This is a genomic window from Mitsuaria sp. MSU3D, assembly GCF_056867975.1.
On the sequence record NZ_CP200314.1, the window covers coordinates 4,237,660 to 4,252,449 of the forward strand.

A 14,790-nucleotide genomic window follows, 5' to 3' on the forward strand; every position below is an offset into this window, starting at 1 on the left:
GGAAGGTCCTTTCGATGCCGCGCGCTCAGTGCGCGGCGCCGCCAGCGGCTTCAGGCGCGCCGGCGGTCGATGAAGAAGAAGAAGAGGAGGCCGCGGTGGCGCCGTCGCGCAAGGGGCCGAGCAGGCTCTGCGACAGCTCGGATTCCGCGAGCCAGAAGTCGCGCTGCGCGTTCAGCGTCGCGGACACGGCGCGTGCCTGCGCGCGCGCGTCGGCGAGCAGGTCCATCACGCCGATCAGCATGCCGTTGTAGCGGAGCAGGGTCTCGTCGGAGACCTGCCTGGCCAGCGGCAGCACATCGTCGTGATGGCGCCGCGCGATGCGCCAGGCGGCCTCGGCGCGCGCACGCGCGACGCGCACTTCGGAACGCGCCTCGATCGCGATCTGCGCGGTCCGTTCCAGCGATTGGCCGTAGGCCTCGCGAGCACCGGCGACACGCGCCTGACCCCAGTCGAACAGCGGCAGCTCGACGCTGAGCTCGACGCCGCGTTGCGTCGGCTCCTCGTTGCTGCTGTTGCGTTGCAGACCGAGTTCGAGCACGTTGACCCGGCCGGTCCGGCGCGTGAGCCCCAGTTGCGCGGCCAGTTGCTCCGACTCGCGCTTCGCCGCCAGGATGTCCAGCCGTTGCGCGACGGCCTGGCGTTCGACGTCGTCCGCGGTCCGGAAATCGGCGGGCACGTCCGGCAGGCGCTCGGGCAGTTTCAGCGCGGCAAGGTCGTCACCCCACAGACCGATCGCGCGGATCAGCGCCTCGCGGTCCCCCTCGGCCTGCAACTGCGCCTGTTCCAGCGCGAGCTGCGCCTCGGCGAGCACGCTGCGCTCGCGAGCGAGTCGCAACGCGCTGACGTTGCCGGCCTGGCGCATCCGCAGCGCGAGCTCGGCGCCTGCCGACGCCGAGTCGAGCACCGTCCGCGCATGCCGCAGTTGCTCCTGCGACGCGACCGCCTGGATCCAGCCGCGGCGTGCCTGGCCGGCGACGTCGAGCAACTGCTGCGCGACGCGGGCCTGCTCGCGTTCGAGTGCCCGGGCGCCGGCGTCCTGGCGGGCACCGCGGCCCAGCAGGCTCAGCAGGTTGAACTGGAGGCCGCGTTCGATCTCGCGTTCGTCACCCCGGACCAGCCGGCCGATGTTGAGCACCGGATTCGGCCAGAGCAGCGTCTGCACGCGCTCCGCTTCCGCCATGCCGAGGCCGTACAGCCCGGCCTGCAAGCCGCGGTGATTGAGCAGCGCCAGCTGCACCGCGCCCTGCGCGTCGAGCGGCTGCGCGAGCAGCGCCTCGGTGCGCGCGCGCGCGGCGGCGCGTTGATCGTCGGAACGCTGCAGGGGCAGGTCGGCACCGAGCCAGTCGCGGCTCTTCTGCTGGACGGGCGCGACGGCCTGCTCCGGCGACAGCGAGGCGCAGGCCGACAGCGTGAAGGCCATCGCCAGTGCCAACAGCCGCGGCGTGTGCCGGCCTTCGGGTCGACCGGAGGTCATCGTGGAGGACATCGGACGCTCCTCAATGGTGATGATGGCCGCCGGCCGGCGCCGAGGCGGCCTGGCTCTCACGCAGCAATGCGCGCCAGCCGCCGGCGTCGAGCACGCGACGGTTGGCCTGGCGCCAGTCGCCGACGCCGGGATCGACGACCGCGGCGCTCGATGCGGCGGCGGGAGGCTTGGGTCGCGGCGGGGCGGCGCCCTGGCGCGCGTCGGCGGGATCGGGCGGCGCGGCCATGGCGGCGCCCAGGCACATCGTCAGCGCGAGTGCGGGAATGAAACGAGAAGACATGGCTTCCTCGCGGATGAACAGGATCGATGCCGATCCGCTGCGAAGGCGCAGACGGATGACGGCTCGGACGGCGCCTCGTCCAGGACGGGCGCCGGCGTTCAGGCGAGGAAGGCTTTGGGAGGCCGCTCAAGCGGCTGGGGAGACTGCTCGGGCGCACCGTGGGCGTCGAGCGAGGGCGCGGCGTCGCGCAGGTCGTGCGCGGCCGGCGTCAGCGGGGCGACCGGCATCGCGGCGCCGATGCAGCACTGCAGGCAGATGCCGCAATGATGATCGGAGGTGGACGCATGATCCGCGCCGTCGTCCTGCCACGCAGCGTGGCCCGTCGCGGTCATGCCGGCGTGGTCCATGCCGGGCATGTCCTGCGACATCCCCGCCATGGCGGACAGGTCGTGACCCATGTCCTCGCAGTCGCTCGGCATCGTCATCACGGCCGCGGCCGCGTTCGACGGCAACAGCGCCATGCCGATGCCCATCGTCGCGGCCAGCGCGCCCTGCAACGGCAGGGTCAGGCTCAGCAGCGCGAGCACCAGCCAGCGGCTCCAGAGGAGCCGGCGCGGACCGGGTGCGTTCAGGCGGGACATGGGGCAGGAGTGTAGGACAGGTCGAGTGGAGCCGTGCGAACACTGAGGAAGCTCCGCTTACCCCAGAACGTGCCCCATGAACCCTCTTCGTCCCGAATCCACTCATCCTCATCCCGACTTCGGCGACCTGGACGGGTCGGCATCGACCCTGCCGTCGTCGTTCGCGCCGACCGCCTCGTCCTGCCCGGCCGGATCGGAGCCCGGCGTCCGTCCGCTTTCGGCGAGCGACGTCTTTGCTCGATGGGCGGGCACCGCTGCGCCTGCGGAAATCGCCGGCACGGTCAGAACGGATGGACGCGGCCAACTGCGTCACTTGTTGGGTCGGCAACTGCAGGCGGGCGATCCCCGGGCATCGATCGCGGCGCTGGGGCCGATGGCCGAATTGCACTCGGGCACTCGCATTGCATGGCGACGCCTGAATGCGGCGGGCGTGCCGAAACTGCTGGATCAGATTCGCGCCACCGCCGGCGCAAGCTGTCCGCCCATCTCTGCAGCCACCGCCGCCGAGATCTGCCAGCTGGTCGACCGCGTGATGCGAGACGACCTCACTGCGGCCCTGGCGGCCGCACATGCGCGGCCACAACCCGACGCCTTACCGGCACGACGGGTGATGTTGCTGGTGGAAGTGCTCCAGGCCGCCAGGGAGATGCCGCAATCCTGCCTGCCGCGCCCCGCCTCGCCGGATCCGTCGGGCTCCCCTCCGACGTCATCGATCTCGAGCCTGTCGTCGATCGACAGCCTGCAGACGCCTGAGAGCACGCCGGGCACACCCTTCACCTCGGGCCGGTCCTTGCCGTCGCCCGGTGCCGTCTGGCCAACGATCGATGGGATCGATCCCGTGACGTCCCCCGGACCGATCCCCGAGGGACCGCTCAGGGCACCTGGCGCGGGATTGAACATCCCCTTCTTCGAACGTCTGCTGAGCGACATCGAGACGCCGGATCCCGACGGCGACGACGGGCGTTCGACGTCCGGGCGGGTCGCCGATGAGCACACTTCGTCGAGACCACCGTCACTGGTCGTACGCCGCCAGGCGACAGGCCTCGCCCCGTTGATGACCAGCAGTCGCAGCCCGCGGGAGTCGCACGTCGCGTCCGAGGTCAACCTGCCCTCGCTCGAATCCGTGCAATGGCTGCCGTCGACCAACCTGCTGTCGCTCGACAGTCCCGGCGCAGCCTTGGACCTCGCCGTCATCCCGCGCTCGCTCGACGGTCCGGCGTCACTGCGCGCGCACCTGGCGTCCCTGGATCGCAGACTGATCACCGCGGCGCACGAATGGCTGCGCGCGCAGGCCTTTGCCGTCCTGGACGATCTGATCGACGACCCGACTGCCACCCCGTCATCGGAGCAGATGTCGCTGTTGCGTCTGGCGACGCATGGCCACCTGCGCATGACACGGGTGGCGCACGCCCCGGCCGTGGCGGGACTCAGCGGTGCACCCCTGTCGCGCTACACCGGTGACATCGAGACCCCCGCCGCACTCGTCGCGTGGGCTCGTCAGGCGCAGGGCCGTGAAGGCGTGCGTCGAGAACGTTGGGTGGAACTGCTTTGCGAGAGGGCGGCCAACCCGGACGGACGGATCCTGCTGTCCGCCCCCATGCTGCGTCGCGGTTGCGCGCTGCCCCCGATGAACGCGCTGTTGAAGCTGGTGCCGCCGGACAGCCTGAACGATCGCGGCACGCTGATCTGGCGCGGCGAACGGCTGCACGCCAGCGATGGCATGGCCAAGCTGCTGGACCGTCTGGGCGTCCGTCACATCGACATCGCGACGCCACCGCTGTCGCATTCGACGCTCCCCTCGAGCCTGCGTGACGCCGACATCTCCGTCGTCACGCTGCACCACACGCACGAACTGGCACCCGCGGACCTGGCGAGGCGAATCGGCCACCTGAGCGGCGCACTGCCGTCGCTCTATCTGATCCGGCTGCCGGAGCGCGGCCGGTCGCTGCCGCCCGACGCCCTTCCACCCGATTGGACCTCCGGCGTAGGGGGTGCTGTTCCACCGCCGTCGCAACGCCAACCGGCAGCGCCTGGAACCGATCCGGGCGCTGTGGCCGGAAGGCCGGCTCCCGCCCGCGCTGCGGGCGCGCGCCGTCAACGTGCTGCCCGACGGCGAACCGGTGCTGGATTACATCGCCAACGTGCGTCAGCTGCGCGCGGTGGTCGAGGAATTCAGCGCCAGGGACATCGCCTTCTGCGCCCACCTGGCCACCATCGTCGACGGACTCGCCACCGATACCGACTTCGCGCGCCGCTGCCGCGCCATGGTCGAACAGCCGGTCGGCCCTTGCGTGGACGCCGGCATGCTGACCTTGTCGGCCATGTCAGCGATGCGGGATGCGACGGAGGCGAGCTCGTTGTCTGAAGTGGCCGGCAATGCCTTCGTCCAGGCCTGCCTCGCGCGCGTCGACGCGGATTGCGTACAGCGCCAGCCCGATTTCGACGAGGTGCTCGAGGAGGCCATGGTGCTGCGCTGGCACGTGTCGCGGGTGCTCGCCGGACTGCTGGGCGCCGATCGGGTCCGCGTCGCCGACAAGCCGGTCTTCGGCGCTGTCGGCGCGGGCGACGACTGGAACTCGGCGACACGCAGCGAGAAGTTCCAGGAGGCGGCGCTCGCGCTGGTCACCGCCGAGTCCGATGACGACTGCCCCGGCGTCGTGCTTCTCCTGTCGGTCGAGAACGATCCGCTGGGCGACATGCTGCAGTCCCGCGTCGACCAGGAACCCGCTTGCAGGGCCCTGCGCGAGGCCAGACAGGAAGTGCTGAGGGCCTACGAACGCCTGCAGGAGGAGGGCGAGGACGGGGGCGAGGACGAGGCGCTGCAAGCGGCCACCTTCGAAAAGCTGAAGGCGATCGACGCGGCCCTCCACCAGACCCGCCTGGATACGCTGCTCCCGGAACTGAGGCACATCCGGGCCAGACTCGCGACCGACGTCGTGACCGAGCCGCCGACCAAGCGACAACGCATGATGTGACGCCCGGGGCCGGATCGACACAGGGGCGGGCACGTGCCTGGGGATTCGATGCTGAAGACGCGGCCCGCTGGCTGCAAAAGACAAGGGCCGCTTGCGCGGCCCTTCGGTGACATCGATCGGCCGGCCCAGGGGACCGGCGGCGGCGATCAGTCCTCGTTCTTGAACACGAGCTTGACCTCGTGCGTTTCCTTCTGGCCGCTGGGCTCGAACTTCCAGTCCATCAGCGCGCGGGTCACGGCCTTGTCGAACACCTTGCGGGGTTCGGCTTCCAGGATCTCGACGCCCGAGACCTTGCCGTCCGGCTCGATGTTCATCTTGGCGCGCACGGAGCCTTGCGAGATCGACTGGCGGGCGGCCTCGGCCGGGAACTCCGGCGGCACCTTCTTGACGATCTTCGGCGTGGCATGGGCGCCGGCGGCCAGGACCAGCGCGGCGGCCAGGCCCAGCAGGGTGCGGGAAACGGTGGTGGTGAGATGCTTGCTCATGGGGGACCTCGTACGTCTTGGATGAGGAAAACGGGTTTCCGGTAGGAACTGGGGATTCAGGAGGCGGCGCGCGCGGTGCTGAAGAAGCCCACGGCCTGCACCAGGCGCGAGCTGCTGTCGCGCAGCGAGTCGGTCGAGCGGGTCAGTTCGTCCACCAGCGTGGTGTTCTGCTGCGTCGCCCGGTCCAGCTCGTTCATCGCGTTGTTCACGACGCCGACGCCGGCCGCCTGCTCCTGGGCCGAGTGCGAGATCTCCTCGATCAGCTGGCCCATGTTGTTGACCTCGTCGACGACCGAGCGGATGGTCGCGCCGGCGTTGTTGACCAGGGCGGTGCCGTTCTCGACCTTGACGGACGATTCCTGGATCAGCACCTTGATCTCCTTGGCGGCCTGCGCCGAGCGCGAGGCCAGCGCCCGCACTTCCGACGCCACCACCGCGAAGCCCTTGCCGTGCTCGCCGGCACGGGCCGCTTCCACGGCGGCGTTCAGCGCCAGGATGTTGGTCTGGAAGGCGATGCCGTCGATGACGCCGATGATGTCGCCGATCTTGCGCGAGCTCGCGCTGATCTCTTCCATCGTCGACACGACCTGGCTCACCACGGTGCCGCCGGCCGAGGCCGACTGGCGCGCCTTGGTCGCGATGCTCGCGGCCTTGCGGGTCAGTTCGCTGGCGCCGTTCAGGTTGGAGGCGATCTGCTCGACCGACGCGGCGGTGTTCTGCAGGCTCTCGGCGGAACGCGCGGTGCGGTCCGACAGGTCCACGTTGCTGCCGGCGATCTCGTTGGAGTTCTGGGCCACTTCACCCGCCGCGGAGCTCACGCTGGCGACGACGCCCGACAGCGCGGTCTGCATGTCGCGCATGGCGTGCAGCATCTGCGCCAGTTCGTCGGAGCCTTCGACCTCGATGTGCTGCGACAGGTCGCCGGAGCTGATCGCCTGGGCGGCGTCCTTGGCCTTGCGGGCCGGCACGATGATCGAGCGGGCGATCGTCAGGCCGCCCACGCTGCCGATGACCACGGCGATCACCACCAGGATGCCGGTGATGACGATCGACTGGTTGGCCAGTTTGGCGCCGCCTTCGGCGAGATCCCGGCCGTTGGCGAACTGCAGGTCGACCAGGCTCTTGAGCGTGTCCTGGTAGTCCTTCTGCGCGGGACGCACGTCCTTGATCAGCGCTTCGCGGGCTTCGTCGGGGCTGCCGTCCTGCTGGACCTTCAGGAACTTCGACACCGCGTCGACGAACTTGGTCTGGGCATCGCGCACCTTGGCGGCGAGTTCCTTGTCCTTGGCGTCGGAGACCTTGCCGTCGAGTTCGGTCAGCTGCTTCTGGCCGTCTTCGAGGGCAGCGGCGATGTCGGCCTTCTGGCGCTTGATCGCGTTGGCGGTGTCCAGCAGCAGCAGGTCGCGCGAGGCGCGGGCGATGACGTTGACGTCGCTCTCCAGCGCGTTGGCCAGCGCGATCTTCACCAGGCTGGAATTGGCCGTCGTGCTCAGGTCATGGGACAGGCGGCTGGCGTTGTGGGCGCCGAAGGCGCCGATCACGACCAGCAGCAGGATCAGCAGCGCGTAGCTCAGCGTCAGGCGCTGGCCGATACGCAGGCGGGACAGAAACGACATCGATTCCCTCGCAACGATTGAGTTGTTTGAATGACCGACCGCGGCGAGCTTCGAGCGCTCGTGGCGCCGCCGTGCGGACCGACCATCGGCTTCGGCGCGATCATCGTTGGACTTGATTCAGGGAATCCATGGCCTGTTCGAGGCCCCGTGAATTCTGACGCGTCACTTGCAACTGAATGAAAACGGCCGTCCGAACCACTTGGTAGAAGCCCTAATGAGCCGCTCGGCGGGGTTTCATGATTCCTGCATATTCCTGCGCAGGACGTCGGCGCGGAGCACGTACCCGCGCAGTAACCGCGGGCGTCCGGGTCCGGCAAGGGTCAGGCCTTGCCTGACGTCGGCGGCGGCGCCTCGGGCAGCGATGCGGCGTCCGTGTCGAGGACCTCGACGCGATTGCGCCCGCCCTCCTTCGCCCGGTACATCGCCGCGTCCGCGCGACGCAGCACGTCCTCGATGCCCGGATCGCTGTCGCGCAGCACGGTGACGCCGATGCTGACGGTGTACGCGACCGACGCCGCGCCGCCATCCTTCGGGTCGATCGCCACCGGCGTGGCCGCGATGCGCTCGCGCAGCCGTTCCGCGAAACGGCGAGCGCCGGGCAGGTCCGTGTGGGCGAGCCCGATGACGAATTCCTCTCCGCCGAAACGCCCGGGCAGATCCACGTCGCGCGAGGACGCCTTCAGCACCTGCGCCAACGAACGGATCACTGCGTCCCCGGCCGCGTGGCCGTGACGATCGTTGACCTGCTTGAAGTGGTCGATATCGAGCATGAGCAGCGCGGACGGCGTCCGGTAGCGCCGCACCGTGCGCAGCAAGGCGCGCAGGCCCTCCTCCGTCGCCATGCGGTTGGCCAGGCCGGTGAGCCCGTCGGTGCGCGAGCGCTGCTCCAGTTCCGCGTTCACCCGCGCCAGTTGCGTCACGAGCGCCTCGGTCGAGCGCAGCCAGCGAGAGAGCGCCTGGTAGCCGAACTGGGCGACGAACAGCACGATCAGCGTGAAGACCCAGAAGAACACCCAGGCCGTGCTGAGCATGACTCGGGAGGCTTCATCCAGCTTCGCCCAATCGTGGCTGCCCAGCGCGGTCCGGAGCTGCAGCGAGCCCAGCCCGAGACTGACCAGGCCGTAGCCCTGCACCGCCAGCACGATCGAGAACAGCAGGCCCAGGCCCATCGCCCGCCGGCCGGTGGGTGGCGGCGTGAACAGCACCGGCCGCGCCGCGATCCACCGTGACAGACGGGGCCAGGTCAGCGCCATCAAGGGTCCGCCGAGCAGGACGCTCTGCAGGAACGCGCCCAGCCACCAGCCTTGCCAGATCGGCAGCTGGCGATGCGCGGGGAGGTCGTGGCTGAAGTTCCAGATCAGCGCGCCCGAGGAGCTGAACACCGCCGCGACGAAGCACAGCGGCACGAAGAACAGCCAGGCGCGCAGGCTGCCCAGCCCGCGCGGGGCGTCGACGGCACGGTAGCCCAGCGCCAGCACGCCCAGCCCCAGCGGATTGGCGCAGGCGAACAGTGCCGCCCAGGGCGTCGTCATGCCGGTGGCCATCGCCAGGACGAAGGTCGCCAGCCAGGCCGGCACGGCCCCCCACCGCCAGCCGAAGCACAGCGTCCACCACAGGCACAACGGAACCGGGGGATAGAAGGTCAGGAACGCGTTGGCGCCGCCGAGGTCGACCGGGATGCCGGACCAGCCTTCGCGGATCGTGACGAGTCCGAGCACGACGCACGCGGCGATCGTCGCGAGCCAGCCGCCGAGCAGCCACGCGCGCTCCGCCGTACGCCCCTCGCGCCACAGCGCCCGGACAGACAGGCTGCCCGGCGTCTGGGGTACCAGCTCTGCGGGGCGCTGCGGCGCATCCATTCAGGCCGCCGGGGGAGACGGATCGGACGGAGGCTCCGGTCTGGGACGCGCGCCGAAGATCGCCGAGCCGACGCGCACCATCGTGGCGCCCTCGAGGATCGCGGCGTCCATGTCGGCGCTCATGCCCATGCTGAGCGTGTCCAGGCCCAGGCCGAGGTCCCGGTTCAACGTGGCCATCAACCCGGCGAGCGCGCGGTGCGGCCGGCGCTGATCCTCCAGCGTGGCCGCCGGCTCGGGGATGGCCATCAACCCCCGCAGCCGCAGCGCCGGCAGCGCGGCGACGGCCCGGGCCACGCCGGCGACCTCCGCCGGCGCCAGGCCGCTCTTGCTGTCCTCGCCGCTGATGTTGACCTGCAGGCAGACGTTCAGGGGCGGGAGGTCCTTGGGCCGCTGTTCCGCCAGCCGCTGGGCGATCTTGAGGCGGTCCACGCCGTGCACCCAGTCGAAGCGCTCGGCCACGACGCGGGTCTTGTTGCTCTGCAGCGGTCCGATCAGGTGCCATTCGACCTGTCCGCGCAGATCGGCCAGGGCGTCGATCTTGTCGACGCCCTCCTGGACGTAGTTCTCGCCGAAGCGGCGCTCCCCCGCCTCGAAGGCCTCTCTCACATCCGGGGCCGGGAAAGTCTTTGTTACCACCAGCAGCGTGACGCTGTCGACAGGCCGCGACGCCTGCTGGCAAGCCCTCTCAATGCGGCCATGGAGCTGTTGTATGTTCTCGGAGATCGTCGCCATAATCGCCCACGCTTTTACTCATCCCATGGACATCACCCAACTGCTGGCATTCTCGGTCAAGAACAAGGCCTCCGACCTTCACTTGTCCGCCGGGCTGCCCCCCATGATCCGCGTCCATGGCGACGTGCGCCGCATCAACGTCGAAGCGCTCGAGCACCGACAGGTGCACGACATGGTCTACGACATCATGAGCGACGCCCAGCGCAAGGCCTACGAGGAGACGCTGGAAGTCGACTTCTCGTTCGAGATCCAGGGCCTGGCGCGCTTCCGCGTCAACGCGTTCAACCACAACCGCGGCGCCGGGGCGGTGTTCCGGACGATTCCGAGCAAGATCCTGACGCTCGAGCAGCTGAACTGCCCGAAGGTGTTCACCGAGCTGGCGATGAAGCCCCGCGGCATGGTGCTGGTGACGGGACCGACCGGTTCAGGCAAGAGCACGACGCTCGCCGCGATGGTCAACCACCTCAACGAGAACGAGTACGGCCACATCCTGACCGTCGAGGACCCGATCGAATTCGTCCACGAATCCAAGAAGTGCCTGGTCAACCAGCGCGAGGTGGGTCCGCAGACGCTGAGCTTCTCCAACGCGCTGCGCTCGGCGCTGCGCGAGGACCCGGACTGCATCCTGGTCGGCGAAATGCGCGACCTGGAAACCATCCGCCTGGCGCTGACCGCCGCGGAAACGGGCCACCTGGTCTTCGGCACGCTGCACACGTCGTCGGCCGCCAAGACGGTGGACCGGATCGTCGACGTCTTCCCCGCCGCCGAGAAGGACATGGTCCGCGCCATGCTGTCCGAGTCGCTGCAGGCGGTGATCTCGCAGACGCTGTGCAAGACCAAGGACGGCAACGGCCGGGTCGCGGCGCACGAGATCATGCTGGGCACCTCGGCGATCCGGAACCTGATCCGGGAGAACAAGGTCGCGCAGATGTACTCGTCGATCCAGACGGGCAACAACCTGGGCATGCAGACGCTGGACCAGAACCTCACCGACCTGGTCCGCCGCAACATCATCTCGCCGGCCGAGGCTCGCGCGAAGGCCAAGATGCCTGAGAACTTCCCGGGCTGAGCGGGCCGGCCGCCACCACAACGACAAATCGACCGGGTGCGGGCGGGTGACCGCCACGCCCCGGCACACAGGACAGGACGCCGCCATGGAACGCGATCAGGCCACCAAGTTCATCAACGACCTGCTTCGCCTGATGGTGTCGCGCAAGGGCTCCGACCTGTTCCTGACGGCGGAGTTCCCGCCGGCGGTCAAGGTCGACGGCAAGGTGACCAAGGTGTCGCCGCAACCGCTGACCGGCCAGCACACGCTGCAGCTGGCGCGGGCCATCATGAACGACAAGCAGGCGGCCGATTTCGAACGCACCAAGGAGTGCAACTTCGCGATCTCGCCGCAAGGCATCGGCCGCTTCCGCGTCAACGCCTACATCCAGCAGGGCCACGTGGCGCTGGTGCTGCGGACGATCCCGCAGACGCTGCCGACCGTCGAGTCGCTGGAACTGCCGCACATCCTCAAGGACGTGGTGCAGACCAAGCGCGGCCTGGTGATCCTGGTGGGCGCGACCGGTTCGGGCAAGAGCACCTCGCTGGCGGCGATGGTGGACCACCGCAACCAGACGACCTACGGCCACATCATCACGATTGAGGACCCGGTCGAGTTCGTGCACCCGCACAAGAACTGCATCGTCAGCCAGCGCGAGGTCGGCCTCGACACCGAAGGCTGGGAGCAGGCGCTGAAGAACACGCTGCGCCAGGCGCCGGACGTGATCCTGATGGGCGAGATCCGCGACCGCGAGACGATGGAGCACGCGGTGGCCTTCGCTGAAACGGGTCACCTGTGCATGGCCACGCTGCACGCCAACAGCGCCAACCAGGCGCTGGACCGGATCATCAACTTCTTCCCGGAAGAGCGGCGCGCGCAGCTGCTGATGGACCTGTCGCTCAACCTGAAGGCGCTGGTGTCGCAGCGGCTGCTGCCGCGCCAGGAAGGCAAGGGCCGGGTCGCCGCGGTCGAGATCCTGCTGAACACGCCGCTGATCAGCGACCTGATCTTCAAGGGTGAGGTGGGCGAGATCAAGGAGATCATGAAGCGCTCGCGCGAGCTCGGCATGCAGACCTTCGACCAGGCGCTGTTCGATCTCTACGAGATGGGCAAGGTGACCTACGAGGACGCGCTGCGCAACGCCGACTCCGTGAACGACCTGCGCCTGCAGATCAAGCTCAACAGCGAGCGGGCGCGCAGCGGCGATCTGTCGTCGGGCACCGAGCATCTGACCATCGTCTGAAGCGTTCCGAGCCCGATGGAAGGGCCACAATCACGCGGTCTTCAACACCCCGTGACAGGTCCTTCCATGAGCAGCATCGGCCAGCGTTCGTACGAATCGACTCCGTCCCTCCGCGTGTCCTTCCTGGGACTCGGCGTGATGGGCTTCCCGATGGCAGGCCATCTGGCCAAGGCCGGCCAGCAGGTCACGGTCTACAACCGGTCGCCCGCGAAGGCGCAAGCCTGGACCTCCGAGTTCGGCGGCCAATCCGCCGCGACGCCGCGTGAAGCGGCCAAGGACGCGGACATCGTCTTCTGCTGCGTCGGCAACGACGCCGACCTGCGCTCGGTCGTGCTGGGCCCCGACGGCGCCTTCGCCGGCATGAAGCCCGGCGCGGTCTTCGTCGACCACACGACGGCCTCGGCCGAGGTCGCCCGCGAGCTCTTCGCCGAAGCAGGGAAGCTCGGCCTCCACTTCATCGACGCCCCCGTCTCCGGTGGACAGGCCGGCGCGGTCAACGGCGCGCTGACGGTCATGTGTGGCGGCGAGGAGTCCGTGTTCGACAAGATCCGCCCCTACGCGATCCACTTCGCCAAGGCGGTCACCCGCGTCGGCGACGCCGGCGCCGGACAGCTCGCCAAGATGGTCAACCAGATCTGCATCGCCGGCATCGTCCAGGGACTGTCGGAAGCCATCGCCTTCGGACAGAAGAGCGGCCTGCCGATGGCGCTGGTGCTCGACGTCATCGGCAAGGGCGCCGCGCAGAGCTGGCAGATGGACAACCGCGGCAAGACCATGGTCGAAGACAAGTTCGACTTCGGCTTCGCCGTGGACTGGATGCGCAAGGACCTCGGACTGGTGCTCGACGAAGCCCGCCGCAATGGCGCCCGGTTGCCGCTGACGGCGCTGGTCGACCAGTTCTATGCGGATGTGCAGGAGATGGGCGGGAATCGCTTCGATACGTCGAGCTTGATCAAGCGCCTGCGCTGATCGCCAGGACGCTGTCGGTCGGCACGCCAAGCGCGGGCTCTCCACGACGCAAGGGGCATCCCTCCGGGAACCCCTCGCATCATTCCGGCCCCACCATCACTGGCTGACCACGGCTCCGCTCGACACCCCGCCGCCCAGCACCTTGTAGAGCTGGACCTGGTTCTGCAGTTGCGCGAGGCGCACCTGCAGCGCCGCCTGTTGAGCAGCGAAGGTCGCGCGTTGCGCGTCCAGCAGATCCAGGCTCGACGCCGCACCGTTGCGGAAGCTCAGGTCGACCAGCTCCAGACGGGTCGCTTCCGCGGCCGCCTGCGCATCCTGCGCGCGCAGTTGCTCGTCGAGCGTCGCGCGGCCGGCCAAGGCATCGGCCACTTCGCGGAACGCCGTCTGCACGACCTTCTCGTACTGGGCGACCGCGATCTCGCGGTTGGCCTTGGCCGCATCGACGTTGTTGCGCACGCGCCCCGCGTCGAAGATCGGCATCAGCGCCGAACCCGCGATGCTCCACGCGCTCTGGCTGAACAGGTCACGCAATGCGCTGCTCGCCGTGCCCACGCTGCTCGTCAGCGTGATGCTCGGGAAGTAGGCCGCCCGCGCAACGCCGATGTTGGCTTCGGCCGCCACCAGTTGCTGCTCCGCCTGGACCACGTCAGGCCGGCCCACCAGCACCTGCGACGGCATGCCCGCCAGCAGCGCGCCCATGGTCTGGTCGCTCAGCGGCCTGGACTGCGGCAGCGAATCCGGCACCCCCTGCCCCACCAGCAGCGTCAACGCGTTCAGGTCCTGCTGGCGCGTGCGCTCGGCCTGGGCCAAGGTGGCACGCGCCGATTCGTACGACGACTTCGCCGTGCTCAGGTCGAGGTTGGACGCGGCACCGTTGTCGAACTTCAGCTGCATCAGCTTCAGGCTGTCCTCGCGCGTCGACAGCGTCTGGCGCGTCAGCGCCAGCAGTTCCTCGTCGGCCTGCACCGCCAGGTAGGCCGACGCGACGCCGGCCACCAGGCTGATCTGCGCCGACCGCGCCGCCTCGCCCGTTGCCAGGTACTGCGCGAAGGACGCGGCACTCTGGTTCTTGACGCGGCTGAAGAGGTCGATCTCGTACGAGGTGATCTGCAGACCCGCCTGGTAGGCGTTGACGATGCGGCTGTCGCCGTTGGACGTGGTCTGCGGGCCGCGCGACGCCGAAAGCCCGGCGTTGACCGTCGGCCAGCGGCTCGCCGCCGTGACGTTGGCCTGCGCGCGTGCGACGTCGACGTTCAGCAGCGCGATGCGCAGGTCGCGGTTGTTCTTCAACGCGAGGTCGATCAACTGCTTGAGCCGCTCGTCACGGAAGAACTGCTGCCATTGCAGTTCGGTCGCCGCCTTGGCGTCGGTCGACTCGGCGCCCGGGCCTTGCGGCCACTGCGGCGCCACCGGCGCGTCCGGACGCTTGTGGTCCGGCGCGAGGTTCACGCAGCCGGTCAGCAGCGCCACGGTCGCGGCCGCGGCGGCCATCACGGAAAGTTTGCTCTTCATCATG

13 protein-coding genes are annotated in these 14,790 nt (G+C 69.1%); 5 read left to right on the forward strand and 8 right to left on the reverse strand.

Annotation, left to right across the window (positions count from 1 at the left end; all coding sequences use genetic code 11):
- Positions 1 to 25: 25 nt before the first annotated feature.
- From AC1VNM_RS18650 to AC1VNM_RS18660, 3 genes are all read right to left on the reverse strand, one after another.
- Complete coding sequence (locus AC1VNM_RS18650; protein ID WP_483107883.1) at positions 26 to 1,486, reverse strand: TolC family protein; 1,461 nt, start codon at positions 1,484 to 1,486, stop codon at positions 26 to 28.
- Positions 1,487 to 1,496: 10 nt separating this feature from the next.
- Positions 1,497 to 1,766, reverse strand: coding sequence for a hypothetical protein (locus AC1VNM_RS18655; RefSeq protein ID WP_377160011.1), 270 nt, complete (start codon positions 1,764 to 1,766; stop codon positions 1,497 to 1,499).
- A gap of 98 nt (positions 1,767 to 1,864) precedes the next feature.
- Positions 1,865 to 2,347: a hypothetical protein gene (locus AC1VNM_RS18660; RefSeq protein ID WP_483107884.1), complete on the reverse strand. Its 483-nt coding sequence runs from the start codon at positions 2,345 to 2,347 to the stop codon at positions 1,865 to 1,867.
- 76 nt (positions 2,348 to 2,423) lie between these two features.
- On the opposite strand from AC1VNM_RS18660, the gene AC1VNM_RS18665 reads away from it, so the two are divergent.
- A complete protein-coding gene (locus AC1VNM_RS18665) occupies positions 2,424 to 4,712 on the forward strand; it encodes a hypothetical protein (RefSeq protein WP_483107885.1) in 2,289 nt (762 codons plus the stop codon).
- The gene (locus AC1VNM_RS18670; protein ID WP_483107886.1) at positions 4,705 to 5,322 is read left to right on the forward strand and encodes a hypothetical protein; all 618 of its coding nucleotides are present in this window, start codon (positions 4,705 to 4,707) and stop codon (positions 5,320 to 5,322) included. Before AC1VNM_RS18665 ends, AC1VNM_RS18670 begins: the two co-directional genes overlap by 8 nt.
- A gap of 146 nt (positions 5,323 to 5,468) precedes the next feature.
- Here the strand turns inward: AC1VNM_RS18670 and AC1VNM_RS18675 are convergent, their stop codons facing one another.
- The 4 genes from AC1VNM_RS18675 to AC1VNM_RS18690 form a co-directional block, all read right to left on the reverse strand.
- The gene (locus AC1VNM_RS18675; protein WP_331613150.1) at positions 5,469 to 5,807 is read right to left on the reverse strand and encodes an energy transducer TonB; all 339 of its coding nucleotides are present in this window, start codon (positions 5,805 to 5,807) and stop codon (positions 5,469 to 5,471) included.
- Between the two features lie 56 nt (positions 5,808 to 5,863).
- Entirely contained in the window at positions 5,864 to 7,423 is a 1,560-nt protein-coding gene (locus tag AC1VNM_RS18680; protein WP_431100280.1) for a methyl-accepting chemotaxis protein, read from the reverse strand.
- Between the two features lie 320 nt (positions 7,424 to 7,743).
- Entirely contained in the window at positions 7,744 to 9,282 is a 1,539-nt protein-coding gene (locus AC1VNM_RS18685) for a sensor domain-containing diguanylate cyclase (RefSeq protein ID WP_483107887.1), read from the reverse strand.
- A complete protein-coding gene (locus AC1VNM_RS18690) occupies positions 9,283 to 10,014 on the reverse strand; it encodes a YggS family pyridoxal phosphate-dependent enzyme (protein ID WP_377160000.1) in 732 nt (243 codons plus the stop codon).
- A 25-nt stretch (positions 10,015 to 10,039) separates the two neighbouring features.
- On the opposite strand from AC1VNM_RS18690, the gene AC1VNM_RS18695 reads away from it, so the two are divergent.
- From AC1VNM_RS18695 to AC1VNM_RS18705, 3 genes are all read left to right on the forward strand, one after another.
- A complete protein-coding gene (locus AC1VNM_RS18695; RefSeq protein WP_377159998.1) occupies positions 10,040 to 11,083 on the forward strand; it encodes a type IV pilus twitching motility protein PilT in 1,044 nt (347 codons plus the stop codon).
- A gap of 85 nt (positions 11,084 to 11,168) precedes the next feature.
- A complete protein-coding gene (locus AC1VNM_RS18700; protein ID WP_483107888.1) occupies positions 11,169 to 12,305 on the forward strand; it encodes a PilT/PilU family type 4a pilus ATPase in 1,137 nt (378 codons plus the stop codon).
- A 66-nt stretch (positions 12,306 to 12,371) separates the two neighbouring features.
- Positions 12,372 to 13,274 carry an NAD(P)-dependent oxidoreductase gene (locus AC1VNM_RS18705; protein WP_483107889.1) on the forward strand — a complete coding sequence of 301 codons (903 nt, stop codon included), beginning with the start codon at positions 12,372 to 12,374 and terminating at the stop codon, positions 13,272 to 13,274.
- A gap of 96 nt (positions 13,275 to 13,370) precedes the next feature.
- On the opposite strand, the gene AC1VNM_RS18710 is transcribed toward AC1VNM_RS18705, so the two are convergent.
- Entirely contained in the window at positions 13,371 to 14,789 is a 1,419-nt protein-coding gene (locus AC1VNM_RS18710; protein WP_483107890.1) for an efflux transporter outer membrane subunit, read from the reverse strand.
- Between the last annotated feature and the right edge of the window lies 1 nt (position 14,790).